At 38.5% G+C, this 26,760-nt stretch carries 28 protein-coding genes and 1 pseudogene; all 29 read left to right on the forward strand.

What is annotated here, in order from left to right; all coding sequences use genetic code 11:
* Positions 1 to 98: 98 nt before the first annotated feature.
* The 29 genes and pseudogenes from greA to LKD46_RS13405 all read left to right on the forward strand — a co-directional run bounded on the left by greA (position 99) and on the right by LKD46_RS13405 (position 26,751).
* Positions 99 to 584: a transcription elongation factor GreA gene (gene greA / locus LKD46_RS13265; protein ID WP_015526720.1), complete on the forward strand. Its 486-nt coding sequence runs from the start codon at positions 99 to 101 to the stop codon at positions 582 to 584.
* Positions 585 to 909: 325 nt separating this feature from the next.
* Positions 910 to 2,682, forward strand: coding sequence for a lysine--tRNA ligase (lysS, locus tag LKD46_RS13270; RefSeq protein ID WP_243148929.1), 1,773 nt, complete (start codon positions 910 to 912; stop codon positions 2,680 to 2,682).
* Positions 2,683 to 2,927: 245 nt separating this feature from the next.
* Positions 2,928 to 3,197 (forward strand): DUF6462 family protein, encoded by a 270-nt coding sequence (locus tag LKD46_RS13275; protein WP_015526719.1) that lies wholly within the window; start codon positions 2,928 to 2,930, stop codon positions 3,195 to 3,197.
* Complete coding sequence (locus tag LKD46_RS13280; protein ID WP_015526718.1) at positions 3,187 to 3,414, forward strand: DUF6462 family protein; 228 nt, start codon at positions 3,187 to 3,189, stop codon at positions 3,412 to 3,414. Before LKD46_RS13275 ends, LKD46_RS13280 begins: the two co-directional genes overlap by 11 nt.
* A gap of 13 nt (positions 3,415 to 3,427) precedes the next feature.
* Positions 3,428 to 3,811, forward strand: a complete 384-nt coding sequence (locus tag LKD46_RS13285; RefSeq protein ID WP_015526717.1) for a TnpV protein — start codon at positions 3,428 to 3,430, stop codon at positions 3,809 to 3,811.
* A gap of 45 nt (positions 3,812 to 3,856) precedes the next feature.
* Positions 3,857 to 4,156, forward strand: coding sequence for a hypothetical protein (locus tag LKD46_RS13290; RefSeq protein ID WP_021651153.1), 300 nt, complete (start codon positions 3,857 to 3,859; stop codon positions 4,154 to 4,156).
* Between the two features lie 109 nt (positions 4,157 to 4,265).
* Positions 4,266 to 4,874 carry a recombinase family protein gene (locus LKD46_RS13295; protein WP_015526714.1) on the forward strand — a complete coding sequence of 203 codons (609 nt, stop codon included), beginning with the start codon at positions 4,266 to 4,268 and terminating at the stop codon, positions 4,872 to 4,874.
* A gap of 255 nt (positions 4,875 to 5,129) precedes the next feature.
* Entirely contained in the window at positions 5,130 to 7,943 is a 2,814-nt protein-coding gene (locus tag LKD46_RS13300; protein ID WP_227574221.1) for a DNA methyltransferase, read from the forward strand.
* Positions 7,944 to 8,234: 291 nt separating this feature from the next.
* Positions 8,235 to 8,618, forward strand: coding sequence for a hypothetical protein (locus LKD46_RS13305; RefSeq protein ID WP_180214226.1), 384 nt, complete (start codon positions 8,235 to 8,237; stop codon positions 8,616 to 8,618).
* Positions 8,619 to 8,816: 198 nt separating this feature from the next.
* A complete protein-coding gene (locus LKD46_RS13310; protein WP_015526712.1) occupies positions 8,817 to 8,957 on the forward strand; it encodes a hypothetical protein in 141 nt (46 codons plus the stop codon).
* A 71-nt stretch (positions 8,958 to 9,028) separates the two neighbouring features.
* Positions 9,029 to 9,271, forward strand: coding sequence for a hypothetical protein (locus LKD46_RS13315; RefSeq protein ID WP_044961316.1), 243 nt, complete (start codon positions 9,029 to 9,031; stop codon positions 9,269 to 9,271).
* 687 nt (positions 9,272 to 9,958) lie between these two features.
* Positions 9,959 to 10,369 carry a single-stranded DNA-binding protein gene (locus tag LKD46_RS13320; RefSeq protein WP_015526710.1) on the forward strand — a complete coding sequence of 137 codons (411 nt, stop codon included), beginning with the start codon at positions 9,959 to 9,961 and terminating at the stop codon, positions 10,367 to 10,369.
* A 29-nt stretch (positions 10,370 to 10,398) separates the two neighbouring features.
* On the forward strand, positions 10,399 to 10,626 hold the full coding sequence (locus LKD46_RS13325) for a helix-turn-helix domain-containing protein (protein ID WP_015526709.1): 228 nt from the start codon (positions 10,399 to 10,401) through the stop codon (positions 10,624 to 10,626).
* A 242-nt stretch (positions 10,627 to 10,868) separates the two neighbouring features.
* Positions 10,869 to 11,234, forward strand: coding sequence for a DUF3847 domain-containing protein (locus LKD46_RS13330; RefSeq protein WP_015526708.1), 366 nt, complete (start codon positions 10,869 to 10,871; stop codon positions 11,232 to 11,234).
* Positions 11,234 to 12,877 (forward strand): MobQ family relaxase, encoded by a 1,644-nt coding sequence (gene mobQ, locus LKD46_RS13335; protein ID WP_110103167.1) that lies wholly within the window; start codon positions 11,234 to 11,236, stop codon positions 12,875 to 12,877. Before LKD46_RS13330 ends, mobQ begins: the two co-directional genes overlap by 1 nt.
* A gap of 37 nt (positions 12,878 to 12,914) precedes the next feature.
* Complete coding sequence (locus LKD46_RS13340; RefSeq protein ID WP_015526705.1) at positions 12,915 to 14,789, forward strand: AAA family ATPase; 1,875 nt, start codon at positions 12,915 to 12,917, stop codon at positions 14,787 to 14,789.
* Between the two features lie 140 nt (positions 14,790 to 14,929).
* Entirely contained in the window at positions 14,930 to 15,397 is a 468-nt protein-coding gene (locus LKD46_RS13345; protein ID WP_044961321.1) for a helix-turn-helix domain-containing protein, read from the forward strand.
* A complete protein-coding gene (locus LKD46_RS13350) occupies positions 15,390 to 15,764 on the forward strand; it encodes a hypothetical protein (RefSeq protein ID WP_044961323.1) in 375 nt (124 codons plus the stop codon). Before LKD46_RS13345 ends, LKD46_RS13350 begins: the two co-directional genes overlap by 8 nt.
* Positions 15,765 to 16,006: 242 nt before the next feature.
* Complete coding sequence (locus tag LKD46_RS13355) at positions 16,007 to 16,246, forward strand: hypothetical protein (protein ID WP_005609451.1); 240 nt, start codon at positions 16,007 to 16,009, stop codon at positions 16,244 to 16,246.
* Positions 16,247 to 16,258: 12 nt separating this feature from the next.
* Positions 16,259 to 16,627: a hypothetical protein gene (locus LKD46_RS13360; RefSeq protein ID WP_015526702.1), complete on the forward strand. Its 369-nt coding sequence runs from the start codon at positions 16,259 to 16,261 to the stop codon at positions 16,625 to 16,627.
* Between the two features lie 92 nt (positions 16,628 to 16,719).
* Complete coding sequence (locus tag LKD46_RS13365) at positions 16,720 to 16,929, forward strand: DUF6462 family protein (RefSeq protein WP_005609464.1); 210 nt, start codon at positions 16,720 to 16,722, stop codon at positions 16,927 to 16,929.
* A gap of 93 nt (positions 16,930 to 17,022) precedes the next feature.
* On the forward strand, positions 17,023 to 17,193 hold the full coding sequence (locus LKD46_RS13370) for a hypothetical protein (protein WP_015526701.1): 171 nt from the start codon (positions 17,023 to 17,025) through the stop codon (positions 17,191 to 17,193).
* Positions 17,194 to 17,228: 35 nt separating this feature from the next.
* A complete protein-coding gene (locus LKD46_RS13375; protein ID WP_015526700.1) occupies positions 17,229 to 18,464 on the forward strand; it encodes a site-specific integrase in 1,236 nt (411 codons plus the stop codon).
* A 170-nt stretch (positions 18,465 to 18,634) separates the two neighbouring features.
* Positions 18,635 to 19,108, forward strand: a pseudogene (locus LKD46_RS13380) (lysine--tRNA ligase); the annotation flags it as partial.
* Positions 19,109 to 19,423: 315 nt separating this feature from the next.
* Complete coding sequence (locus LKD46_RS13385; protein ID WP_110103169.1) at positions 19,424 to 20,011, forward strand: helix-turn-helix domain-containing protein; 588 nt, start codon at positions 19,424 to 19,426, stop codon at positions 20,009 to 20,011.
* Between the two features lie 447 nt (positions 20,012 to 20,458).
* Positions 20,459 to 20,665, forward strand: a complete 207-nt coding sequence (locus tag LKD46_RS13390; RefSeq protein ID WP_008789334.1) for a helix-turn-helix domain-containing protein — start codon at positions 20,459 to 20,461, stop codon at positions 20,663 to 20,665.
* 17 nt (positions 20,666 to 20,682) lie between these two features.
* Positions 20,683 to 23,868, forward strand: coding sequence for a type I restriction endonuclease subunit R (locus LKD46_RS13395; protein WP_173740862.1), 3,186 nt, complete (start codon positions 20,683 to 20,685; stop codon positions 23,866 to 23,868).
* An 11-nt stretch (positions 23,869 to 23,879) separates the two neighbouring features.
* Positions 23,880 to 25,514: an HsdM family class I SAM-dependent methyltransferase gene (locus LKD46_RS13400; protein WP_180214239.1), complete on the forward strand. Its 1,635-nt coding sequence runs from the start codon at positions 23,880 to 23,882 to the stop codon at positions 25,512 to 25,514.
* Positions 25,507 to 26,751 (forward strand): restriction endonuclease subunit S, encoded by a 1,245-nt coding sequence (locus LKD46_RS13405; protein ID WP_110103170.1) that lies wholly within the window; start codon positions 25,507 to 25,509, stop codon positions 26,749 to 26,751. The genes LKD46_RS13400 and LKD46_RS13405 overlap by 8 nt, the downstream gene beginning before the upstream one ends.
* Positions 26,752 to 26,760: the final 9 nt, after the last annotated feature.

A 26,760-nucleotide genomic window follows, 5' to 3' on the forward strand; every position in this document is an offset into this window, starting at 1 on the left:
TTAGAAAAAAGAGCTCTTGGGAATGGTAGCAACAGAAATATCCGAAGCTGTATTTTTTTCAGAAAAAACAGCACGGTTTTGAAAGGAAGTAAGGCAAAATGGAAGAAGCAAAGAAGAACTTACTCACATACGCAGGACTTAGAAAACTGGAAGACGAGCTGCACGATCTGAAAGTTGTTAAGAGAAAAGAAGTAGCAGGAAAGATCAAAGAGGCCAGAGAGCAGGGAGACCTTTCTGAGAACGCAGAGTACGATGCAGCAAAGGATGAGCAGAGAGATATCGAGGCACGTATCGAGGAGATCGAGAAGATCCTCAAGAACGCTGAGGTTGTAGTAGAGGATGAAGTCGATCTTGACAGAATCAGCGTAGGCTGCAAGGTTAAGGTTCATGATTATGAATTTGAGGAAGATATGGAGCTGAAGATCGTAGGTTCCACAGAGGCTAACAGCCTTGAGGGAAAGATCTCCAATGAGTCTCCGGTAGGTAAAGCACTGATCGGTGCACACACCAACGATATCGTTGAGGTTGAGATGCCGTCCGGAATCATGAAATATAAGGTTCTTGAGATCCAGAGAAACGTATAAAGCAGACAACGGAGCGGATCGCACAGATCCGCTTGAACGACAGATAGATTAAGGAGGCCAACAAGTGGCAGAGCAGAAGAAGCAGGATGTAAACCAGCTGCTTAAGGTACGTCGTGACAAACTGGCAGACCTTCAGGCAAATGGCAGGGACCCGTTTCAGATCACAAAATTTGATCAGACACATCATTCCCTTGAGGTAAAGAATCTCTATGAAGCACATGAGGCAGAGCTTCTCAAAGATCGCAAGGAGCTTGATGTAACAGGTCTTGATGAAGAGCAGGCAAAAGAGGCTCAGAAGAAGGATTATGAAGAAAGAAGAAGCATCATGGACGCAAGCCCGATCCATGTATCAATCGCAGGACGTATGATGTTCAAGCGTGTAATGGGAAAAGCTTCTTTCTGCAATATCCAGGATTTACAGGGTAACATTCAGGTTTATGTGGCAAGAGATGCCATTGGAACCGATTACTATGCAGATTTCAAGAAATCTGATATCGGTGATATTTTTGGTCTGGAGGGATTTGCTTTCAGAACAAGAACAGGTGAGATCTCCATTCATGCAGAGAAGATGACTCTTCTTTCCAAGAGCTTACAGATCCTTCCTGAGAAATTCCACGGACTGACAGATACAGATACCCGTTATCGTCAGAGATATGTGGATCTTATCATGAACCAGGACAGCAAGAATGTATTCATCAAACGCTCCCAGATCCTTAAGGAGATCCGTAACTTTCTTGCAGGGCGTGACTTCATGGAAGTTGAGACACCAATGCTGGTTTCCAACGCAGGCGGTGCAGCTGCAAGACCATTTGAGACACATTATAACGCACTGAACGAAGACGTTAAGCTTCGTATTTCCCTGGAGCTTTATCTTAAGAGACTGATCGTAGGCGGACTTGAGAGAGTTTACGAGATCGGCCGTGTATTCCGTAACGAGGGTGTTGATACCCGTCACAATCCGGAGTTCACTCTGATGGAGCTTTATCAGGCATATACTGATTATGAGGGAATGATGGAGCTGACAGAGTCCATGTTCCGTTACCTTGCAGAGAAGGTCTGCGGTTCCACAAAGATTTCCTACAATGGTATCGAGATCGATCTTGGAAAGCCTTTCGCACGTCTGACCATGAACGATGCCATCAAGAAATATGCAGGAATCGACTTTGACGAAGTAGCAGATGATGAGGCAGCCAAGAAGCTTGCTGACGAGCATCATATCGAGTATGAGGATCGCCATAAGAAGGGTGATATCATCAACCTCTTCTTCGAGGAGTACTGTGAGAAAGAGCTGATCCAGCCGACATTTATCATGGATCATCCGATCGAGATCTCTCCGCTGACCAAGAAGAAACCTTCCGATCCGAACAAGGTAGAGCGTTTCGAGCTCTTTATCAATACATGGGAAATGTGTAACGCATATTCCGAGCTCAACGACCCGATCGATCAGAGAGAGCGTTTCAAAGCACAGGATGCCCTTGCAGACGCAGGTGATGAGGAAGCCAACCACACAGATGAAGACTTCCTGAATGCACTGGAGATCGGTATGCCGCCAACAGGTGGTATCGGATACGGAATCGACCGTCTCGTTATGCTCCTGACAGACAGCCAGGCAATTCGTGACGTACTTCTGTTCCCGACAATGAAGTCACTGGACGCTGATAAGAAAGTTTCCAAGACAACAAACAGCACTTCTGAAGCTGCACCGGAGAAAGAAGAAGTGATCGATTTCTCTAAGGTAAAAGTGGAGCCGTTATTCGAAGAATTTGTAGATTTCGATACTTTTAGCAAGTCTGATTTCAGAGCTGTAAAGGTAAAAGCATGTGAAGCTGTTAAGAAATCCAAGAAGCTTCTGCAGTTCACTCTGGATGACGGAACAGGCACAGATCGTACGATTTTAAGCGGTATTCACGCTTATTACGAGCCAGAAGAACTGGTAGGCAAGACACTGATCGCTATCACAAATCTGCCTCCAAGAGCTATGATGGGAATTGAATCCTGTGGTATGTTGCTTAGTGCAATCCACGAAGAAGAAGGAGAAGAAAAACTTCATCTTCTGATGGTTGATAACCACATTCCGGCTGGTGCAAAGCTGTACTAAAATTAAATATAAAATGTCTAAAACCATGATGTCAGACCGCATTTGACAACAATTTGACAACAAAATTTGGGATAATAATGAATCGTTATGAAGCATGACGAATTTCAGGTGGAAAGACACGGGTTTGGCAATGAAGCAAGAGCACTTCTTAGAGTTGATCTAAGAGGTGCTTTTTTTCGTGGAAAAGTTATATTCCGGCAGTCAACTTCTGTAAAACAGTAAATCTAATTTTGGAGGAAAGCATTATGAATGAAAAGTACAAACCGATTACAAGTATGAAGGAAGTTCCGGAACATTTAAGAAAATTACGCCGACAGTATCTGCGATATCAACAGGCAGAGATTATTTACAGTATCTCTCATAAGAAACTCTTAGAGCTTGCCAGTGATGCAGGAGCTATTTACAGAATTGATGGAACGGTACTGATTCGTCGTGATATTTTTGATGATTACCTGGAACGTTTCCATGAACCGGCAACAGGAAAAGATAAGGAGAAGAAGACAGATGAGCGGTAATGTATGGATGTTTTCAGATGAGATTGACGATGAAGATCTGGAATTTATGAGCCATGACTATGTGACCTACAATATGGCGTGTGAGTATTACCGGTTGGGAATGAAACCTGTTATTCGCATGGCACATGAAGCTGGAGCAGTCTATAAGATTGGAAAGAAAGTTTTGATTCGAAGAAGTATATTTGAAGCATATTTACGTGAGCAAAGGAAAATCTGAGGGAGGCAAGCACATGAGCGAATTAAGAAAAAAGATACATGATGATAATAATGGATTGGATTATGTACTGGTAGGAGATTATTATCTGCCAGTGTTATCCTTACCGGAAGAAACCAGACCGATTGGCTGCTGGGGGATGCTACGGAAGGAATATCTGAAAGAACATAAATCAGGAATGTATAGCTGTCTTCTTCTGACCGCCAGGCTGGACAGTCATCTGGCAGATGTGAATGAACAGGCACAGGAACGCTTTGAGCTGATTGAAGCACAGATGAGAAGTGCTGAGGGCGTAACAGAGGACTTGAAAGCACAGAATCCTATGGAATGGGTTCGCAGGGCAAATAATATCAGGAATCGTGCACAGGAAATTGTATTGAACGAATTGGTGTATGTATAGGAGGGCAAATGAGATACAGGATTGAGAAAGAGCAGGTGGGAATCTATGAAAATGACAAAAGAAATTGAAGAATTTTTAAATCTGGCAATAACAGAACACATGGGAAAGGCATATACGGACTGGAAATTAAAACAGCAAACAGATACAGAACCAGATAAAGTCGAGGAAGAATATGAAAAAGTAATAGTTTCACTTTCGCCGGAGCAGGAAGAAGCGATTACGAAATATTGTGATGCTATATTCAACAGTGGAGCAGATACAGAGGAATTCTTTTATCGACTGGGATTAAAAGATGGGATGAAGTTGAAAAAGTGCATGAAACAGATCCTTAAAGCATTGTCCTGAATAAGAGAGTAGTTTAGAGTGAAAAAGTTCAGAGAAGACATGGGGAGCTGTCTTTCTTTTGGGGAAGACAGCTTTTCACCTATCAGAGACTATGCAGGAGGAAACAAGGATGGGAAATATATTTGGATATATACGTGTCAGTAGTCGGGATCAGAACGAAGATCGGCAATTGATTGCATTGAAGGAGTTGGCTATCCCAGAAAAGAATATTTTTATTGATAAACAGTCTGGAAAAGACTTCAAGCGCCCACAATACAGAAAAATGATTCGACGTGTCCGGAAAGATGATCTTCTTTATATAAAAAGTATTGATCGCTTAGGACGTAACTATGCGGAAATACTGGAACAGTGGAGAATTCTCACAAAAGATAAAGGAATTGATATTGTGGTTCTTGATATGCCTTTACTTGACACTCGCCGGGGAAAAGATTTGATGGGAACGTTTCTGTCAGATATTGTATTGCAGGTACTGTCATTTGTAGCAGAAAACGAAAGAACAAATATTCGGCAAAGGCAGGCAGAAGGTATTGCAGCGGCAAAAGCCAGAGGTGTGCGGTTCGGTAGACCACCAAGCAGATTGCCAGATAATTTTCACGATGTGTATCAGCGGTGGAAAAACGGGAAAATAACTGGAACGTCTGCTGCGAAAGAATGTAATATGCCCTTATCAACTTTTCGGTATCGTGCAGAAATTTACGAAAAAGCCAAATTATTGTAAGGTGGGTGTTTTACATGAAAGTGTACTTTTTGACAAGTGCTTTGGAGGTATCGTCAACGAACTTCTATCGTTGGAAGATAGGCTGTTTTATGATATTATGGAGTAGTAGAGAAAAAATGAGCATTTTACAGGAAAGTACACATTTTTGCAGATGAATGATGATATACAGATACATGATAAGTATCGGTACTTTACCTGTCTGAGTTAATAGATTATGAATATGAGAGCTTACGGATACGCAGGAGGAAAAAAACGATGACCGATGCAGAACAGAGGGAAGCTGCCCGCCAATTTGCAAATAAATGGAAGGGGAGAGGAAGAGAAGATGAGGATGGAAGATCATATTGGATTGATTTTCTGTCAAACGTTCTTGGAATGGAGAATGTGACAGATCGTGTGGAATTTGAGAAAAAAGTTGTGGTAGATGGAAATACAAAAAGAATTGATGTGTATATTCCAGAAACGCATGTATTGATTGAACAAAAGAGTCTTGGTAAAGCACTGGACCATAAGATTATGAATTCTGGTTCAATAGAACTGACGCCGTATGATCAAGCAAAACGATATAATGATAATCTCCCATATGATGAAAAGGCACGTTGGATCATTACCAGCAATTTCTCTGATATATGGATTTATGATATGAATGCCAGAGTACCGGAGGCAGTAAAAATATCATTGGATGAAATACCGAGTAAGTATCCGTTGCTTGATATTTTAATAAAGAAAGATGTGCAGAAAATCTCTCACGAGATGGAAGTATCGATTAAAGCAGGAGATATTGTTGGACTGCTTTATGAAGCATTCCTTACACAGTATAAGATTCCAGAAGTAAAAGCGAAAGAGGAAACCATTGAACAAAAAGAGAAAAGAGAGCATAAACTGAAAAGTCTGAATGCTTTATGTGTTCGAATTGTGTTCTGTCTTTATGCCGAGGATGCTGGGATTTTTGGAAAACGGAATATTTTCCATGATTATCTGAAAGCATATGAAGTGAAAGACTGTAGGCGTGCATTACTGGAACTGTTTAAAGTCTTGGATACACCTGTCTCTGAGAGAGACGAATATTTAGAAGAAGATTTAGCACAGTTTCCGTATGTGAATGGTGGATTGTTTTCAGATGAAACTATTGAGATTCCGCCGTTGACAGAAGAAATCAAAGAATTACTTTTGACCAAAGCTTCTGAAGATTTTGACTGGAGTGATATATCCCCTACAATTTTTGGGGCAGTGTTTGAGTCAACGTTAAATCCAGAAACGAGAAGATCCGGTGGAATGCACTATACAAGTATTTCCAATATACATAAAGTGATTGATCCGTTGTTTCTCGATAAATTGCAGACGGAATTTCATGAGATTTTGAAAATACAGGTGCAGAGGACAAAAGTAAAACGTCTGGATGAATTTCAGAATAAACTGGCTTTACTGACATTTTTAGATCCGGCTTGTGGTTCGGGAAATTTTCTGACGGAAACATATTTATCACTTCGACGGTTAGAAAATGAAGTCATTCGTGAAAAAGTTGGTGGTCAGATGACGTTGGGAGATGTTCATAATCCAATCAGAGTATCCATTCAACAATTTTATGGAATTGAGATCAATGACTTTGCCGTGACAGTAGCAAAGACAGCTTTGTGGATTGCAGAATCACAGATGATGGAGGAAACAAAAAATATTGTATATGGGTTCAATGATGATTTCCTTCCGTTGAAGACGTATGTAAATATTGCAGAAGGTAATGCACTGAAGATAGATTGGAACAGCGTTGTTTTGGCTAAGTCATTATCTTATATAATGGGGAATCCACCTTTCGTTGGTGCAAGGTGGATGGGAGAAAAACAAAAAGAAGATGTTGCTGATATATTTGCTGGATGGAAAAGTGTAGGTAATCTCGATTATGTAAGTTGCTGGTATAAAAAGGCATCTGATTACATGAAGGAAAATATAAATATCAGAGCAGCTCTTGTATCGACTAATTCAATTACTCAGGGAGAGAGCGTTTCCATTTTGTGGAAACCACTGTTTGAAGATAGAATACAAATTGATTATGCATATAGAACATTTATATGGGATAGTGAGGCTTCAATCAAAGCACATGTACATTGTGTCATTATAGGATTTAGTAGAAAAAATGGTGCAGAGTATCAGAAGAAGATATATTCCAAGGACGATATAATAGTAGCAAAAAATATTAATGGTTATCTGCTGGATGCAGATAATATTTCAATTGAAAAAAGAATGAAACCTTTATCAGATGTTCCACCTATTTCATTAGGAGGACAGGCAATAGATGGCGGATATTTGATACTTACGGAAGAAGAAAAAGAAGAATTGATATCTAAAGAGCCACAGGCAATATCTTTCATCAGACATTATATGATGGGAAAAGATTTTATTGATAGAAAACCAAGATATTGTATATGGCTGGTTGGGGCAGATCCATCATTATTGAAACGGTGTCCGCTTGTCAGAGAAAGAATTGATAAAGTTCGTGAATTTAGAATGGCAAGCACGAGAAATAATACAAGAAAAGCTGCAGATACTCCAGGATTATTTGCATCAATACTTGAATATGATTCTCCGTATATAGCGATACCGAAGGTGTCATCACAAAACAGAAGATATATTCCAATGGATTATCTGGATGGTGAAATTATTCCGGGTGATAAACTTTTTACAATGCCATCTGCAACAAGCTATGAGTTTGGTATATTGATGTCGAATGTTCATATGGCATGGACAAGAGTTGTATGTGGCAGATTAAAGAGTGATTATAGTTATTCTAATACGATTGTTTACAATAATTTCCCATGGCCGTCACCTACGGATGAACAAAAAGAAAAGATAAAGAAAACTGCACAGGCAATCTTAAATGCCAGAGCACTTTATCCAAATAGCAGTCTTGCAGATCTTTATGACCCGTTGACTATGCCGCCGGAATTACTTAAAGCACATAACGCAAACAACAGAGCTGTGATGGAGGCTTATGGATTCAGCACTAAAATGTCGGAAGCCGATTGTGTGGCAGAATTGATGAAAATGTATCAGAAGCTGACAGAAGAAAAATAGAAAATAATGATTAACCGAAAAGGCATTACCCGCAAATGGTTAGTGCCTTTTGTTTTGACTACTATAAAAATTGTATCTGTTTTCAGTTAAATTCTTTTAAATAAAAAGTATTCGCATGAGTTTTAATACAAATGTACAAAATGACAAGTGAATAAATAATAAAATAATAGAAGAACAAAAGATGAATAAAAAACAAATAAAAGACGAAAAGAAAACAAGAAAATAAATAGGATTGAACAGAATGGATGAATATGTTATAATCATATAGAAAACAGAAAGGAGGCGAGCAGAGTGATTGATTTATCAAATTTTAAGACGTTTGACTTTAGCGAGGGTGTACCATATATTTCGATTACAAGTAATGGTATTACATTCAACAAATCTGTAATCATGAAGATGAAATACCCAACATATGTAAAGCTTCTGATAAACGAATCTGATAAACAGATTGCGGTTCAAGCATGTGATGAACATGATGATAAGTCAGTACAGTTTTATAAGGAAAAATCAAATGGTGTTTTGTCGGTTCGATGGAATGCAAAAGATTTGATTAACACGATTGCAAGAATTTGTGATTGGGATTTGAGTCAGTTGTCGTATCGAGTAAATGGCGTATTAGTTCCAGAAATGAATTTAATGCTGTTTGATTTGAATGAAGCAGTCACTATGATATAAGGCTTGCAACTTTTCTGATTCCAAAAAAAGAGTTCATTTGAGATTAGGGCCTCAAACGAACTCTGGCGGAAATAGCAGAGACAAAAGATCATCTACTAAAACCATATCTTTCAAATATATTTTAGTATTTGTTTCTGCCAATTTCCATACTTTTTCGGATTCGTCTGAGAAAAATCTTTTGGAAAGGAGGCAGATTGCATGGTAAAATGTGACCAGACTGACATGGTTTTTACAGCATATATTACATTAAGAAATGGAAATCGTTTATATGCTAAGCAGGTTGGCAAAAAGGTATTTTGCTTTCCACGTAAAGAAGCCAAAGAAAAGAACGATAAATAAATTATAAGTAACAATATGTTCGAGAATGTTTGATGATCACATTCTCTCTTAAAAAGAAAGAGAGACAAAACATGAATAAAAAATCAAGTGGACAGAAATTATCAACACAGGCTTCAAAAATTATGAGATCGAATAATAGTTCTCAAATTCAGAAGTCATTAGCTGCAAGTGTATTGTCACAGAGAAACACCGGAAAAATTACTGGTAAAGCTATGGAAACAAAGGCATCTATGGTAATGAACAGTAATAAGTATTCTGGAACAACAAAGAGTTTAGCTGCAAGTGTACTTTCGCAATCAGATAAAAACAGATAAATAATGATTATCCCAAAGGGCATTAACCGTAAATGGTTAGTGCCTATTTTTTTTGCTTTTTTTCAAAATCATCTGACATTATATCCTTTGCCACGTGTGATTAGTGGAAAAATGATTTTTCTAAGAAAATATCTGCCCTCACGTTCTATGTGACAGGTAATTAGTGAAGAAATATTTCATTTATGTATAACAAACTTGCAAAAGAGGGTTGGTAAATACCGTTTTTAAAGCTTTATAGGTAGAGGAACAATTATTTTTCAAAATCATGTCCGTTTTTATACGCCTCAGTACAGAGTATATGAAGGAACTAACGAAAACAAAAGGTAAGGTAATAAAAACGCAAAAAAATATCACGAATTTTTTGCATCGTGCCAGGTCATTTGACTTTAGTAATTAGAGGACGTTTTGAAAATGTTCCTTTGTTGAACCTTGACAACTGATAAGTGCACCCTGGAAGTCTACCAGGAGTCTTGCCATGACCTTTCTTTTCTGAAAGTGAGCGAGATCATAATGACACTCCCGATGATGGGCGGCTGACCGGAGCCTTATGGTCAGTGACCTGTATATGCAGGCAGAGGCAGTCTGAGATGGCTGCAGGTGACAGGGAAACGCACGGAAACCGCTGGCGAAAAAGTAACTGATAATAATATTCACAGGGCGAAATGCCTGGAAAGGATGATAATGACTATGAATAAGGTTATTTTAATGGGAAGATTGACAAAAAATCCGGAAATTAAATATGCCGGGAAAGATAATGATATGGCAGTAGCAAGATACATGCTGGCAGTAAACAGAAGATATAAACGTGATGGGGAACAGGAAGCAGATTTTATTTCCTGTGTAACATTTGGAAAGAGTGCAGAGTTTGCACAGAAATATCTTCATAAAGGAATGCGGATTGTGATCGGTGGTCGTATCAGTACTGGTAATTATAAGGACAAGGATGGAAAGATGATTTATACCACGGATGTAATTGTGGAAGAGCATGAATTTGCTCAGAACAAGGACAACAGCGGTGGTGAAAACTCAACTGGTACACCGAAAACAGATAAGGACGGATTTATGGAAGCAGCAGAAGGTGAGATCCCATTTGACTAATCTGGAATAAGTGGTTGGAGGTGTGGATTATGGGTGTGAGTTATAACAGATTATGGAAAATGCTCATTGATAAAAATATGAAGCGAGTAGAGATGCAATACCTCGCCGGAATCAGCGGAAATATTCTTGCCCGGATGGGAAAAAACAAGTATGTGTCCATGGAGACAGTTGAGAAGATCTGTAAAAAAATGGACTGTACCATTGATGAGATGATGGAATTTACGGATGATGAAAATAGCACGCCGGATACGGCATAATTCTCTTAGCAAGCTAAGAGCGCACTTCTATACAGGCAATTACATCTGCCTGTATCGTGCGACCTGCGGTGCTGTTCCCGGATTTGAGAAATCTTAATCCGGGAATGTAGCGAAATCATAGATTTCGGACAAGGGGATAGCTCCCCTTGCGGCACAGGTGCCTATCTCATTTATATCAGGGAATCAGCATTTATGAGAGAAAGCTGGTTCTTTTTGTTTGTGAAAATAAGGAGAGACAGACAATGACCAGAGAGAAGAACCCCAAATATGAATCCATGTCACTGGAAGAATTGAAAGCCAACATGGAAAAAAGTAAAAAGGAACTTGAACAGGCAATGCACAATAAGAATATTCTGGAACAGAGAAAAAAGCTGATCGAGAGGAAAGAACGATCACACCGATTGGTGGTTAAAGGTGCTGAGTTTGAAAAAGCGTTTCCTATGTCCAAAGATCTTGAGCAGGAGGATTTCCAGAAAGTAATGAATGAAATGAAAGTTCTTAAATACAACAGAGATACAGTCCGGGATAGATATCTGGAGGCAGGAAGAAAGGAACGACAGCAGATTGCTGAAGAAGTAGAGAAAACCACGAAGGGAGATGATAGCTGATGGCACTTTATCATTTTTCTGTAAAGCAGGTATCCAGAGGAAAAGGGCAGACAGTGGTGAATTCGGCTGCGTATATTTCCGGGCAAAAATTGTATAACGATTATTATGGACAAGTCCATGATTACACGAGGAAATCCGGTGTGATGTTTACAGAAATCCTCAAACCGGATTATGTGCCGGAACGATTATCAGACAGGGAAACATTATGGAACGAGGTAGAGAGAGCAGAAAAGGGCAAGCGGGCACAGCTTGCCTATTCTTTTGACATTGCATTGCAGAATGAACTGACGTTAGAGGAGAATATCCAACTGGCGAGAGAATTTTGCCAGGAACAATTTGTGGCACGTGGCATGATTGTGGATCTGGCAGTTCATGAGGGAAAATCAAAAGATGGAGATGAACCGGATAATCCTCATTTTCATGTACTTGCTCCAATTCGTCCTTTTACAGAAGAAGGAATTTGGGGAAATAAACAGAAACGGGAATATGTTTTAGACGAAGAAGGAAACAGGATAAAAGATGCCAAAGGAAAGTATGTCTTCAATGCTGTTTCTACTACCGGTTGGAACGATCCTGAACTTTTAAAGGAATGGAGAAAGGCATGGACCGAGAAAGTGAATGATAAATTCCGGGAGTGTCATATGGCAGCAAGAATCGACCATCGTTCCTATAAAGAACAGGGAATTGATCTGATCCCGACAATTCATGAAGGGTACGAAGTCAGAGCAATGGAGAAGAAGGGAATCAAAACAATCATTGGAGAGTTGAATCGGGCGATCCGGCAATTCAATCAGATGTTCATTTCCTTAAAAGAATCTATCCAGTGGATGAAAACAGCCTATGAAGAAATGAAAATGGAACTGGATCGAAGGCAGCAGAACCCGACGCTTTTGGAGAGTCTGCAAGATTATTATGATAAAAAAACGCAGAATAGCCCGAAACTTTCAAATTTTTATGCGGAGATGGAACGAAGGGGAAAGAAAATTTCAAACTTACAGGAGTTTGCAAAATCCATCAATTATCTTCAGGTACACAACATTGAGACAATGGACGATTTACAAACACGAATTCAGGAACTGAATGGAATTATTTCTGCCAGCAAAGCTGAAATCAGTGAAAAGAGAGAACAACTGAAAAACCTGGAAGATTTGGAAAAGAAGATGCAGGTATTGAAGCAGAATCAGCCGTTGATAGATGAATACAACCACTTCTTTTTCCAGAAAAGACGGGAAAAGTTTTATACGGAGCATAAAAAAGCGATCAATTATTATCGTAAATGTGAGCGTGAACTAAAACCATACCGGGATAAAAAGGGACGGCTGCCAGAATCCAGATGGAAAAAAGAAAAAGAAGATCTCCGTATAATGATTGAAGAATTAAAAGCTGATAATCAGCCCTATCAGGATGAGCTTGCCTTTGTGAAAAAGGTACAGAGATGTGCTGATATTGCCAGGCGAGATCGTGAAATGCCAGAAACAGATACTTCCGGGCTTTCAGAAGAAAAAAGAGAAATGCCGGAGCAGGAATCGAAACAGAAATCTTCTATTCATGGCAGACTGGCGGAGAACCAGAAACTGATTGAGGAAGAAAAAGTGAAAAATCGACAAATGAAGAAAAAACGAAGTAATGAGATAAGTTTATAAAAATCTGTTGCAGGACAGACGGGAAAGGATGATGAAAATGCAGTATACAGAAGAACAGATCGCAAGAGCAAACCAGACAGATCTTGCTTCTTTTCTGAATGCACGGGGAGAACAGTTGGTAAAAAGTGGCAGAGAATACCGTTGGAAAAAGCATGACAGTGTAACGGTATCAGGAAATCGCTGGTATCGTCATAGCCAGAATAAGGGTGGCTATCCGGTGGATTTTGTGATGGAATTTTATCATGCCACATTTCCGGAAGCGGTGAAGATGTTGATCGATGAAGAAGGCGAAGGCAGGCAGAAGTCCTGCCTCGCCCCGTCACCTGACTTCCGGTTACCGGAGAAAAGTGAAACGAATGAGACGGTCATAAAATATCTGACAGAAATCAGGAGGCTTGAGAAAGATCTGGTGGAGGAATGGATTGCCGGTGGGAATATTTACGAAGAAAAGAAACACCATAATGTTGTATTTGTCGGCAGAGATGCAGACGGTATTCCGAGATATGCGCACTGCAGGGGAACTGGCGGGATAAAATATCGGGGAGATGTAGCTGGTTCGGATAAATCTTATGGATTCTGTCACAGAGGAGAGGATAATCAACTGTTTGTATTTGAAGCAGCCATTGATCTGCTGTCATTTATCCAGTTATTTCCAAAAGACTGGAAGAAACGTAGCTACCTGAGCCTGGGCGGAGTCTCCAGTGTGGCACTGATGACTTTTCTTTCTGAACGCCCTCAGATTACTTCGGTTTTCCTGTGCCTGGATAATGATCACGCAGGAAATGAAGCTTGTGAAAAATTGGCAGGAGAAATTCCGGATGGATATCGTGTGATCCGGTTGAAACCTGCCAGAAAAGACTGGAATGAAATTCTCTGTGACGAAAATGCTGACAGAAAGAAAGTGATACAGGAAACCGTTACAATGAAAATGCAGGAGAAAGAAGCACTGGTGCCGATGTTATGTTATAAAGATATTGAACAGACCAGTGTGGAATGGCTGTGGTTCCCTTATATTCCATTTGGAAAACTAACAATTATTCAGGGCAATCCGGGAGAGGGAAAAACCTATTTTGCCATGATGCTGACAGCAGCGTGCACGAACCGTAAGTTGTTTCCAAACATGGAAGATATTGAGCCATTCAATGTGATTTACCAGACAGCAGAGGATGGCATGGGCGATACTATTAAGCCAAGACTGGTGGAAGCAGGAGCAGATCTGAGCCGGGTTATGGTAATTGATGATTCGGAAGAAGTATTGACCTTATCCGATGATCGGATTGAAAAAGCGGTCAGACAGAATCATGTCCGGCTTGTAATCATTGATCCGGTACAGGCATTTATCGGAGCAGATGTGGACATGAACCGGGCAAATGAAGTTCGTCCGGTATTTCGCAAATTGGGTATGATTGCAGAGAAAACCAGTTGTGCTATCGTACTGATTGGTCATTTGAACAAATCTTCTGGGACACAGAGTACTTACCGGGGGCTTGGCTCTATTGATATCATGGCAGCAGTAAGAAGCTTGATTTTTATTGGAAAAGTGAGAAAAGATCCGACAACGAGAGTGTTGATTCATGAAAAAAGTTCTCTTGCACCGCCAGGGGAGACAATGGCTTTTAAACTGGGAGATGAAGAAGGTTTCCGATGGGTGGGAGCTTATGAAATTTCGGCAGATGAATTGTTAGATGGAAAAGAAGGAAAAGCAACCGAAACAAAGCTGGAACGAGGAGCAAAGCTGATTCAGGAACTGCTTGTTGATAAAAACGAAATTTCAATCAGGGAATTAGACGACAAAGCAAAGGAACAGGGAATATCCGGGAGGACAATGCGTGATGTAAGAAGCCGGATGAAGAATGAACTGGAGTATTGGATAAATGAGAAGCAGGAAAACTGTATTCGGTTAAAAGTGTGATTAATATTAAAGAATAATCCAACCAATCAGAACCGTTTAACAATTGTATAGATCGTTGAATTTAATGCTACATTTTAATGCTATAAAAATTGACAAATGTAGCATTAAAATGTATACTTGATTTTAGGAGGTGAGATTCTTTGGACACGTACACAGTAAAAGAAGTTGCCAAAATGATGAATACGTCTGAAGAAACTGTTAGAAGATGGATTCGCTCAGGGAAATTAAAGGCTAATATGGATTCGCGGAAGAAGGGGAGTGTTATCACTGATGCAATGTTGAGAGAATTCACAAGGAATACGCCTAAATATGCTGCTGCATTGGCTAATCCGATAGGAGGAATTGTTGCTGCCTCGACATTGTTGTTAGGAACTTTTGTAGCAAAGAATATTGAAAAAGGTGAAGCAATAAAGAATTCTACTGTTGATTCGGAGGAAATAAAAAAGATATTGAAAGAGAATCTTGTAACGGTTAATGCAAATATAAAAAATAAGAAGAAGGCTATTGCCCAGCTTGAACAGGAAATAGTTGATGAAGAAACAAAGGTAAAAAGCCTGGAATATTTATTGAAAAACATTGAGAATGTAAAGGGGGATGCAAATGAGTGATCTTAGTAAAAAAATAACAGAGTTATTGTCTAATGAATGTAAAGCTGCACCGGATATGACGCATGGTCTGAAAAATATCGGTGATGGGGATATGAAAGAGGGAATGAAAATTATGGTAGATTTTTTTGAAGAAAACGGTATGAGAAAAGGCGCATTGCTTGGTGCAACAGCAACTCTTGCTGGGGTAGGACTAATAGTTGGAGCAAAAAAACTTTATTCAATGAAAAAAGTTCATAAAGAAAAAGGTGAGAAAATTCTTAATGGATTAAAACAGGGAATAGAGAATGAACTGACGGAAAGCATTGAAGATTATGAGTGTACTAAAGAAAGTGAAAAAGCAGAAAACATTCAGGCAGATAATGTGTGATGTAAGAGACCGAATGAAGAATAAACAGGAATATCTGATTAAAAAACGGATGGTGGCAGACAGATTAAGAAGGTACAGCGTTTTATAGATACCTTATCTGCCGTCTGCCACCTGCCGGCGTATGGATATTTTTAAGTGTATAGGAATAAGTAAATTTGGATTGACAGAAAATATAGAAAAGCGTATTATAATAGCAAGAGGTGGGATTTCCCACACAAATGCTTGCGTAGGAGGTGTTGATAATGGAAGCAATGAAAGATTATGTTGCTCATCTGGACAATAAAAAAAGGATTACCCTCAGAGGAGCTGCTTATCAGTATTATAATGTAAAAGAATATGGAAATGGCTGCATTATTCTGGAACCTCGGGAACTGGCAGTGCCAGAGAGCATTTCAGCCAGAACCCTGGCAGATATGGATCGTGCAGTAAGTAACTTTAAAAGAGGAGATGTTTCTCCGGCTATTGACCTGTCAGATTTTTAAAAGGAACAAAGAATGAACTTTAATATACGAATGGGAATCCCTGAAATGCAGGAACTTTGGCTAGATCTGCAGGAGAAATATCGTTCTGGGAATATAAAAAAGAAGGAAGAACAGTTGTATAAAAAATGGGGAAAGGCTTTAAAGCTGTTATCGGCAGATCCAGGGTATCCAAGTCTTCAAACCCATGAGATAGAGCCATTGTCCAGACGTTATGGAATGAAAGTGTGGCAGTCTTATCTGGAAAACAAAACCAGTGGCGCAATGAGAATGTACTGGGTTTATGGACCAGACCAGAAAGACATTACGATTATCGGACTGGAACCACACCCGGAAGATAAGAAAAATGGCGCATATGACCGAATTTCACTGTCGGATTTATAGAATAAAACTGAATATGGAACTTAACACGAGCAGTTAGTCTATGAAAAAAATAGGGTAGCTGCTTTTTTCATGCCCAAAAGGAGGTGTCGTGTATGGGATATGCACGTAAAGATGTAGAAAAGACAAAGAAAATAGCCAAGAAATTTGTCCGTTATCAGGAAGGGGCAGAACTTTACAGCATTGGGCTGACAAAATTCCAAGAGCTGGCAAAAGAGGCGAAAGCAGTGTACAAGATTGATAAAGTTGCGCTTGTAAATTGTGAGATCTTTGAGAAATATCTGGAGACATTTCGGATTGCGTAGAAAACAGAAGAAACTTGCGGAAGGACGAAAAACAGGGATTGACTTTTTGTCATACGAAAATTATAATGTGGATGTGGAGGAATAAGAACAGATATGGCGAGAACAGGGAGACCAAAATCGGAAAATGTAAAAAAGAAAGTATTGAGTATCCGGGTGGAAGATTCTATGTATAAGCGTATCTGTGATTATGCCGGAAAACACAAAATGACTGTGACAGAAGTTGTCTTGCAGGGACTGGAGAAAGTTTTGAACAGACCTGAATAATATGGAGTCCTTCCTTTATTTGAAGGAGGATTTATATGGCACAGACAAGAAAAGATCTGCGGGGCAGAGTCCTGCGGAAAGGTGAATCACAGAGACGTTCCGATGAGAGGTATGTATATACTTATACGGACCCACTTGGAAGACGTAAATATGTTTATGCACAAGACCTTGTAACGCTTCGGGAAAAAGAAGCACAACTCTTGAAAGATCAGATGGACGGTCTGGATATCTATGTTGCCGGAAAGGCTACTGTAAATTTTGTATTTGACCGTTACATGAGTCTCAAAAACAATCTGAAACCGACGACCAAGAGCAATTATCTGTATATGTATGACCGCTTTGTGCGAGATACATTTGGAAAGCGGAATATAGCAGAGATCAAGTATTCAGATGTAGTGCAATTCTATAATTACCTGGTTGAGAAACAAGAATTGCAGATCAATACACTGGAAACAGTTCATACGTTACTGCATCCGACTTTTCAACTGGCAGTGAGGGATGACATTATCAGAAAAAATCCTTCGGATGGTGTCATGGCAGAGTTAAAGAAAAATTTGGGTATGAAAACCGGTGTGAGACATGCACTGACAATTCCACAGCAGAGAGCATTTATTGAATATATTGCCACGCATCCGATTTATTATCACTGGTGGCCAATCTTTACCGTTTTTCTTGGAACTGGCTGTCGTATCGGTGAAGTGTTGGGATTGAGATGGGAAGACATCAATTATAAGAAGCGGATTATCTGCGTTAATCATAATCTGACGTATTATCCGGTAGGTGAGGATCGTGCCTCAGAAAATCACATTTCAACACCGAAAACAGAAGCTGGGATGCGGACGATTCCTATGCTGGATGCGGTAAAAGATGCTTTTGAAATGATCTGGGAAGAACAGAAAGAGAAAGGCTGGACGGATGCAGAGATTGATGGAATGACAGGATTTATTTTCTGTAACCGTTATGGAAATATAATGAATGCACAGTCAGTCAATCGGGCAATCAAGAGGATATCTTCTTCCTACAATGCGACGGAAGAAGTAGAAGCAAGAAAAGAGCATCGAGAGCCAGTGCTGCTCCCCAACTTTTCGGCACACAATCTGAGACACACTTTTTGTACAAGACTTTGTGAAAGAGAAACCAATCTGAAGGTTATCCAGTCGATCATGGGGCATAAGGATATTCAGACTACTATGGATATCTATGCGGAAGCGACCGAGGAGAAAAAACAGGAAACATTTGAACATTTGGCTGCAACAATGGATGTATTTTAAGAAGGGCTTATGAAGACTTCCATCTGACAACAGAAAGAACCAAATGACATCAAATTGACAACAAATATAATTTGACAATGGTTCATCATGAATAATGATGAAGAGAAGACAATTTAATAGAAACAGCCCAGCGAAGCGTTATGAAGAATAACGAAGAAATGCTAAAAAAATTCCCGACAATGAAGTCCCTGGACGCTGATAAGAAAGCTTCCAAGACTTCCGAAGCAGCTCCGGCAGCTGCAGAAGTGAAAGCTGAGCCTGAAAAGATTGATTTTTCTAAGGTAAAGATTGAGCCTTTGTTTGAGGAAGCAGTTGATTTTGACACATTCAGCAAGTCAGATTTCCGTGCAGTAAAGGTTAAAGAGTGTGTTGCAGTACCGAAGTCAAAGAAACTCTTACAGTTCACTCTTGATGACGGAACAGGCACAGACAGAACTATTTTAAGCGGTATTCACGCTTATTATGAGCCTGAAGAACTGGTTGGAAAGACGCTTATCGCTATCACAAATCTTCCACCGAGAGCTATGATGGGCATTGACTCTTGCGGTATGCTCCTCAGTGCTATCCACGAAGAAGAAGGCGAAGAAAAGCTCCATCTTCTGATGGTTGATGACCATATTCCAGCAGGTGCAAAGCTCTATTAAGATGATGTAAAGATGTACCGTTTTACCGAATAGACGGGACGTACTTCATTTGATAAAAAACTAAAAAACAGCGATTTACATCAAACTTACATCATTTGATGCAGAAATCGGTGCAAGCAAGAAAAAATCGCATAATTAGTACAATGAGTGGGCAATTCCAATCGGAGTTGCCCATTTTTAAAACAAATAGAAATACAAATCGGAAGTTTACGGTCTGTAAAAGACCTTTGACACACGGAAAACATAGATGTCAATGCACTTTGATAGCGAAAATAAGACCTTTCGATTAGTATGAGTATGCAAGGAGGTGACGAGATGGAACTTGGAAAGCAAATAAAAATGCATCGTCAGGAAGCACATTTATCCCAAGAGGAGTTAGCCAATCGTGTTTATGTTTCAAGGCAAACAATCTCAAATTGGGAAAATGATAAAAGCTATCCAGATGTGAATAGTTTGGTATTACTGAGTGAAATCTTTCAAATTTCCCTTGACAATCTAATCAAAGGAGATATTGAAGTTATGAAAGATGTAATTCAAAAAGAAGAAATTGAAAAGATGAATCGCTATGGAAAATCCTACACTATAATGCTAATTGCAACTGCTGTTTCTGCAGTTCCGCTATTTATGTGGCTTGGTGTTTGGGCATTCATTCCTTGGGGAATCATTTGGGCAATCTCTATGTACTTTGCCTTTAAGGTTGAAAAGGTAAAAAAAGATAATGATGTTCAAACCTATAAAGAAATTGTCGCATTTTCTGAGGGAAAACTTTTGGATGATATTCATAAGCAACGAGAAATAGGCAAACGTCCTTATCAAAAAATTCTTTTAGTTATAGGTACTGCGTTGACAACATTTGTTGTTTGCGTTTTAATTGGTTTTCTGATGCACATCCTTTTGAACTAATAGTGATGGAACGCCAAATTCCAGTTTGTCAGGTTGCCCTTTGAGAGAGGAGAAATCCTTTTCTCAAAGGGCTTTTTCTATTTATACGGATATTCGCAAACTACAAGATAAAGCCAAAACTTCATATACTCTAAGCACAAGGAGGTTGAGGTTTGGCTATGAATAACAGTTTAGCAAAAGTACACCCGGAGCTTGTTTCGGAGTGGTCGGAAAAGAATTTAACGCTTGCGATGAATGTTAATAATAGAATGTATAATTGAGGTGCTTCGGCATCTCTTTTTTATTATTCTTTAAAAGAGTCGTATTAGGTGTTTGTAAAAAGTGACACCTTGCCGGATAGGAGTTGCGAATAAACCCCTATATCTTGAAAAAATAGATTATTTATAGTATAATGTCAAATGAGTAACTGTAACCAAAAGGAACGGAGAATACGAAGGAGCGTTACAGATGAGAATAAGCTACAATAAACTTCAAAAACTTATGATTGATAATCAAATGAAAAGACAAGATTTAATGCGTGCTGCGGAAATTTCATCGTCTGTTGCAACAAAATTAAATAAGAATGAAACAGTATCCCTTGATGTGCTTATGAGAATTTGCAAAGTATTTCATTGTGATATTGGCGATGTATGTGAAGTCATATTAGACGAATGATATGAGGAGGTCTGAAGATGGCGGCAAGTGGTAAGAAAAATATGTTTAACGAAGCTACCCGTGTCCAAATGCCAGCAATGGTTCATTTGACACGCCTTGGTTATACTTATTTTGGAAAAATAACTGAGGATATGGCAGGGACAGTATATGACCCTGATACCAATATCTTAATAGATGTTTTTAAGGAGCAGTTTGCACGGCTTAATCCTACTCACGTAGGAGAAGCGGAACAGACATTGAAAACTATTAGGCAGGAATTAGATAATGATGATATAGGACGCAGTTTTTACGAGCGTTTATCGTCTGTTTCGCCTGTTAGATTGGTGGATTTTGAAAATCCCCAAAATAATACATATCATTTTACCGCTGAGTTCACTTGTAAGCGTGACCAAGATGAATTTAGACCTGATATTACGTTGTTTGTAAATGGACTTCCACTTGTGTTTGTTGAAGTAAAGAAGCCGAATAATCACGGCGGTATGGTTGCAGAAAGCAAGAGAATGAACCAAAAGAGATTTCCTAATAAAAAATTTAGGAGATTTTTGAATATTACACAGTTGATGATTTTTTCTAATAATATGGAATATGACACTATGGGTGGTATTGTTCCGGTTCAGGGGGCATTCTACTGTACGACGGCAAAACAGTCTGCACCGTTCAACTGTTTCAGAGAAGAAAATCCTACTAATTTGGATATTGCACCTTATAATGCAGATTTCCCATATAAGGATATTGACTCGATTGTTGAAAAGAAGATATTGACTGACTTTAATTGTCAGGTTATTCATACTTCTCCGGAATATCAAACAAATTTAGATACCTATACACCAACCAACCGTGTACTGACATCTATGTGTAGTCCTGAAAGATTGCTATTTATATTAAAATATGGAATTGCCTATGTTCGTTTTCATAAAGAAATAAATGGCAAGATAGAGTTTATTGAGCAGAAACATATAATGCGTTATCAACAGATGTTTGCTGCATTAACAGTAAGAAGTAAGATTGATGAAGGTGTTAATTCAGGTGTTATATGGCATACTCAAGGTAGTGGAAAAACAGCCCTTTCTTATTACCTGACTTATGTTCTTTCTGACTATTTTAGCAAGCAAAATAAAGTTGCAAAGTTTTATTTCATTGTTGACCGCCTTGATTTGCTGAAACAGGCTTCAGAAGAATTTGAAGCTCGTGGATTGGTTGTAAAAACAGCAAGTTCCCGTGCTGAACTTATGGAACAGTTCCGTAACAATCAGGCACAAGAGGGAAATACTGGAAAACCAGAAATTACAGTTGTAAATATACAGCGTTTTGCTGAAGATAGGTCAAAAGTTGACCTTCCTGCGTATGCAACGAATTTGCAGAGAGTGTTTATTATTGATGAAGCACATAGAGGATATAAACCAGAAGGCTCATTCTTGGCTAATCTTCTTGATGCGGATAAAAATGCGATTAAGATTGCGTTGACAGGAACACCACTTTTGAAAGAAGAAAGAGAATCTTGGAGAGTTTTTGGTAATTATATTCATACATACTATTATGACAAATCAATTTTAGATGGATATACGCTGAAAATTATCCGTGAGGATATAGAAACGCAGTATAAGGAGCGACTTTCTGAAATTTATGAAAAACTTGAAACCTTGGTAGAAAAGAAAGACGTAAAGAAAAGTCAGATTGTTGAACACGATAACTATGTCAAAGAGTTGCTTAGATATATTATTTCTGACCTAAAGAGATTTAGACAAATTCAGGGAGATAATACGCTCGGCGGTATGGTCATTTGTGAAACAAGTGAGCAGGCAAGGAAGCTGTTTGCGTATTTTGATGAAATTCAAGCAGAACTTAATAAAGACGCTTCTATGAAAAGTCATTTGCGAGCTGGACTTATACTTCACGATAGTGATGACAAAGATACAAGAGATAAGATTATTGATGACTTCAAAAATAATATGACAGTTGATATTCTTATCGTTTTCAATATGCTTCTTACCGGATTTGATGCACCAAGATTGAAACGCCTGTATTTTGGTCGAAAATTGAAAGACCATAATTTGTTGCAGGCAATTACAAGAGTCAACAGACCGTATAAAGAAAACCATTATGGTTATGTCATTGATTTTGCAAATATAAAAAGGAATTTTGAGGAAACAAATGAAGCATACCTCAAAGAGCTGAACCGTTTTAATGACCCGAATGAAGTTGGTGCGGGAAATGAAACAGATACATTCAAACAGGTTATTGAAGACCCGGCAGAACTCATTAAACAAATGCAGGAAGTGCAGCAGGTTCTTTTTAACTACACCACAGATAATGCAGAAGAATTTAGTTCTGAAATATCCACGATTGAGGATAAGCAGGAATTGCTTAAACTTAAAAAAATTCTTATTGCTGCTCGTGATTGTTGTAATTTGGTAAGAACCTTTGGCGATGATGAGTTAAAGGAAACATTTGCAAAAATGGAATTAACAAAATTGCCATCATTGATTTCAGAGGTGCAACATCATATTGATAACATAAATCAGAAAGAACTTTTTGCAAGTGATGATACCACAAAGTTGCTTGTCAATGAAGCAATGGAGGATATTACTTTTAATTTCAGCAAAATCAGCGAGGAAGAATTGAAAATCGTCGGTGGTAAAGACGCAGTAACAGAAAAGTATAAAAAGACTGTTCGTGCCTTTACTCAGAATATCGACCCTGATGACCCTGAGTTTATTACTTTGCAGGAAGCATTTTTGCTTCGCTTCAAGCAACATGGTTTTGAACCTAAGAGTGTATCTGAGATTGAGGAGCAAGGAAAGGAATTGGAAGATATTCTGAAAAAGCTTGATGAATTGCAGAAGAAAAACACGGTTCTGCTGAGAAAATATAATGGCGATGCGAAATTTGCAAGGGTTCATAAAAGAATCAGGGAAGAAAATCTTGCTCGAAAAGCAGCAAATAAACAGCCGATTGTTTCAGAATATGATATGTCTATTATGAATGTTTTGCTTTCTATTAAGTCTGATATTGACCAGAAAGTGTATGACAGAAATGATATATTGAAGAAAGACGCATATTTTGAGAGAACGGTTATGACACAAATAAAAGCAGGCATTGATAAGTTGGGAATAGCGAGTGCTCGTGAGGATAGAGTATTTATACAGAGCAGGATTACAAAACAGTATCTTGACCAGTATAACCAGACTTATTCAGTGGCATAAAGGAGAACACAATGGAAGAAATAAAGACGATAAAAGAAAAAACCATAGAGTTGATAGATGCCTTAAAAGCAACTTGTCAGACCTATGGTATGGGAAACGATGGTAACGAATATAAAATTATCACTCAGGTTTTCCTTTATAAGTTCCTTAATGATAAATTCGGATATGAAGTAAAAAAAGTCAGTCCTGTTCTTAAAAATGCCGAAAAATGGGAACTTGTTTATGCAGAAATGTCGGAAGATGACCGATTGGATATTTTTGATAGTTTACCGTCAGATATTCCATTGCTTAACCCGGAACATCTCATTGCCAACTTGTGGAATCAGCAAGCAAAAGGCGATTTTGATTTGATTTTTGACAGCACGATGACAGATATAGCAGATAAGAATATTGATATATTTTCAACTCAGACTGCTCAGAATACAAAAATACCGCTTTTTGAAAAGCTGACACAGTATGTAACGGACGATACAGCAAGAGCACCTTTTGCCCGTGCTTTGGTTGATAAGTTGGTAAACTTTTCTTTTGAAGAAGCATTTGAGAAGCACTATGATTTCTTTGCAGATATATTTGAATATCTGATAAAGGACTACAATACCGCAGGCGGTGGTAAGTATGCAGAGTATTATACTCCTCACGCTATTGCAACGATTATGGCAAGATTGCTTGTTGGAAATGCAACTGATTTACATAGCATTGAGTGTTATGACCCATCAGCCGGAACAGGGACACTTTTGATGGCTCTTGCCCATAAAATTGGCGAAGATAAGTGTACGATTTTTGCACAGGATATTTCACAGCGAAGTAATAAAATGTTAAAACTTAATCTTATCCTGAACAGCTTGGTATCTTCTCTTGACCACGCAATTCAAGGAGATACGCTGATTGCTCCATATCATAAGAGTGATAATGGACAGGAATTAAGAACTTTTGATTATGTAGTTTCAAATCCGCCTTTTAAGATGGATTTCTCAGATACAAGAGAACGTATAGCAGCAATGCCCGTTCGTTTTTGGGCGGGAGTTCCGAAAGTACCTGCCAAGAAGAAAGAGAGTATGGCAATTTATACGTTGTTCATTCAGCACGTTCTTAATTCATTGAAATCAACCGGAAAAGGTGCGATTGTAGTTCCTACTGGATTTGTAACCGCAAAATCAGGTGTAGAAAAGAAGATACTACAACATATTGTGGACGAGCATATAGTTTATGGCTGTATTAGTATGCCGTCAAATGTATTTGCTAATACCGGAACTAATGTATCAGTATTGTTTTTCGATAATTCAAGAAAAACAGATAAGGTTGTACTGATAGATGCTTCAAAACTGGGAGAAGAATATAAGGACGGTAATAATCAAAAACGCAGACTTCGTGATTTTGAGATTGATAAGATTGTTGATACATTCCTTAATAAAGAAGCTGTTGATGATTTTTCAGTTGCTGTTACCTATGATGAAATCAAAGAAAAGAAATATTCACTTGCAGCGGGACAATATTTTGATGTAAAAATTGAATATGTTGAATTGTCACAGGACGAGTTTAATGCTCGTATGAGTGCCTATGCAGAGAAGTTGCAGGAATATTTTGCGGAGGGCGACAAACTGAAAACGGAAATTATGGAACAGTTAAAGAAGGTAAAGTATGAATAGAATGAAACTTGGAGAAATACTATCCGTAAAGCATGGTTGGGCTTTTAAGGGAGAGTATTTTGCAGAAGATGGAGAACAAAGTATTTTGACTCCGGGAAACTTTTTTGAAAAAGGTGGATTTAAGCCTAATAATGGGAAAGAACGTTACTATACAGGAACTTATCCAAAGGAATATTTGTGTCATAAAGGCGATTTGATAGTTGCCATGACACAACAGGCAGAGGGACTTTTAGGAAGTACAGCGTTAGTTCCTGAAAATAATAAATACTTGCATAATCAGCGAATAGGACTGATTACTTGTGATGAAAAACGTTTGAACAAATTATTTGCATATTATCTTTTTATGACCAAAAGTGTAAGAGAGCAGTTAGAACGTAGTTCATCAGGTACGAAGGTAAAGCATACATCGCCTGAAAAAATTTATGATGTTGAGGTTGAAATTCCCGATGTGATTTCTCAACAAAAAATTGCAAATTTGTTATGGTCTATTGATGAAAAAATTGCCAATAATAATGCGATAAACGATAATTTAGAGCAGCAAGCTAAGCTACTTTACAATTATTGGTTTATTCAATTTAACTTTCCAGATGAAAATGGAAATCCATATCATTCATCAGGAGGACAATTAGTGTGGAACAAAAATCTCCAACAAGAAATACCTCAAGATTGGCGTTCCGGTAATCTTTATGATATAGCGGATTATATCAATGGAATTGCATGTCAAAAATATCGTCCATCTGACGAAGAACATTCATTGCCAGTTGTAAAAATACGTGAAATGAATGGTGGCATTACTAATGACACTGAGCGTGTATCATCAACAATTCCTGCTAAAAATATTATTTCTTCAGGAGATATTTTATTTTCATGGTCAGCATCTTTAGAGGTAATAATGTGGTATGGGGTTGATGCAGGATTGAATCAACACATCTTTAAAGTCGTTCCTAAAAGCTATTTTTCTTCAGAATATGTATATTTGCAGTTGTCAGAATATCTTATACATTTTATAAAGATAGCTGAAGCAAGAAAAACAACAATGGGGCATATAACTAGTGAACATTTACAGGACAGCCACATTATATTGCCTCCAGCTAATATAATTAAAAATTTTTCTGAATATGTACGACCTATATATCAAATGAAAAAACAAATCGCTAATGAAACTAGTGAGCTAATTAAATTGCGTGATTGGTTGATACCTATGCTGATGAACGGTCAGGCTACCATCAGTGATTGATGTGGTAAA

This window comes from Blautia fusiformis, from assembly GCF_020686995.1.
Taxonomy (GTDB): Bacteria; Bacillota; Clostridia; order Lachnospirales; family Lachnospiraceae; genus Blautia_A; species Blautia_A fusiformis.

What these genes read in the sequence shown, in the direction of transcription:
- LKD46_RS13400 (WP_180214239.1), top strand. Translation starts at nt 23,880, where the DNA reads ATGGAAGAAATAAAGACGATAAAAGAAAAAACCATAGAGTTGATAGAT.
- LKD46_RS13395 (WP_173740862.1), top strand. Translation starts at nt 20,683, where the DNA reads ATGGCGGCAAGTGGTAAGAAAAATATGTTTAACGAAGCTACCCGTGTC.
- lysS (WP_243148929.1), top strand. Translation starts at nt 910, where the DNA reads ATGGACGCAAGCCCGATCCATGTATCAATCGCAGGACGTATGATGTTC.
- greA (WP_015526720.1), top strand. Translation starts at nt 99, where the DNA reads ATGGAAGAAGCAAAGAAGAACTTACTCACATACGCAGGACTTAGAAAA.
- LKD46_RS13285 (WP_015526717.1), top strand. Translation starts at nt 3,428, where the DNA reads ATGAGCGAATTAAGAAAAAAGATACATGATGATAATAATGGATTGGAT.
- LKD46_RS13340 (WP_015526705.1), top strand. Translation starts at nt 12,915, where the DNA reads ATGCAGTATACAGAAGAACAGATCGCAAGAGCAAACCAGACAGATCTT.
- LKD46_RS13280 (WP_015526718.1), top strand. Translation starts at nt 3,187, where the DNA reads ATGAGCGGTAATGTATGGATGTTTTCAGATGAGATTGACGATGAAGAT.
- LKD46_RS13360 (WP_015526702.1), top strand. Translation starts at nt 16,259, where the DNA reads ATGAACTTTAATATACGAATGGGAATCCCTGAAATGCAGGAACTTTGG.
- LKD46_RS13365 (WP_005609464.1), top strand. Translation starts at nt 16,720, where the DNA reads ATGGGATATGCACGTAAAGATGTAGAAAAGACAAAGAAAATAGCCAAG.
- LKD46_RS13355 (WP_005609451.1), top strand. Translation starts at nt 16,007, where the DNA reads ATGGAAGCAATGAAAGATTATGTTGCTCATCTGGACAATAAAAAAAGG.
- LKD46_RS13350 (WP_044961323.1), top strand. Translation starts at nt 15,390, where the DNA reads ATGAGTGATCTTAGTAAAAAAATAACAGAGTTATTGTCTAATGAATGT.
- LKD46_RS13370 (WP_015526701.1), top strand. Translation starts at nt 17,023, where the DNA reads ATGGCGAGAACAGGGAGACCAAAATCGGAAAATGTAAAAAAGAAAGTA.
- LKD46_RS13290 (WP_021651153.1), top strand. Translation starts at nt 3,857, where the DNA reads ATGAAAATGACAAAAGAAATTGAAGAATTTTTAAATCTGGCAATAACA.
- LKD46_RS13300 (WP_227574221.1), top strand. Translation starts at nt 5,130, where the DNA reads ATGACCGATGCAGAACAGAGGGAAGCTGCCCGCCAATTTGCAAATAAA.
- LKD46_RS13390 (WP_008789334.1), top strand. Translation starts at nt 20,459, where the DNA reads ATGAGAATAAGCTACAATAAACTTCAAAAACTTATGATTGATAATCAA.
- LKD46_RS13320 (WP_015526710.1), top strand. Translation starts at nt 9,959, where the DNA reads ATGAATAAGGTTATTTTAATGGGAAGATTGACAAAAAATCCGGAAATT.
- LKD46_RS13385 (WP_110103169.1), top strand. Translation starts at nt 19,424, where the DNA reads ATGGAACTTGGAAAGCAAATAAAAATGCATCGTCAGGAAGCACATTTA.
- LKD46_RS13375 (WP_015526700.1), top strand. Translation starts at nt 17,229, where the DNA reads ATGGCACAGACAAGAAAAGATCTGCGGGGCAGAGTCCTGCGGAAAGGT.
- LKD46_RS13405 (WP_110103170.1), top strand. Translation starts at nt 25,507, where the DNA reads ATGAATAGAATGAAACTTGGAGAAATACTATCCGTAAAGCATGGTTGG.
- LKD46_RS13295 (WP_015526714.1), top strand. Translation starts at nt 4,266, where the DNA reads ATGGGAAATATATTTGGATATATACGTGTCAGTAGTCGGGATCAGAAC.
- LKD46_RS13315 (WP_044961316.1), top strand. Translation starts at nt 9,029, where the DNA reads ATGAATAAAAAATCAAGTGGACAGAAATTATCAACACAGGCTTCAAAA.
- LKD46_RS13310 (WP_015526712.1), top strand. Translation starts at nt 8,817, where the DNA reads ATGGTAAAATGTGACCAGACTGACATGGTTTTTACAGCATATATTACA.
- mobQ (WP_110103167.1), top strand. Translation starts at nt 11,234, where the DNA reads ATGGCACTTTATCATTTTTCTGTAAAGCAGGTATCCAGAGGAAAAGGG.
- LKD46_RS13275 (WP_015526719.1), top strand. Translation starts at nt 2,928, where the DNA reads ATGAATGAAAAGTACAAACCGATTACAAGTATGAAGGAAGTTCCGGAA.
- LKD46_RS13330 (WP_015526708.1), top strand. Translation starts at nt 10,869, where the DNA reads ATGACCAGAGAGAAGAACCCCAAATATGAATCCATGTCACTGGAAGAA.
- LKD46_RS13325 (WP_015526709.1), top strand. Translation starts at nt 10,399, where the DNA reads ATGGGTGTGAGTTATAACAGATTATGGAAAATGCTCATTGATAAAAAT.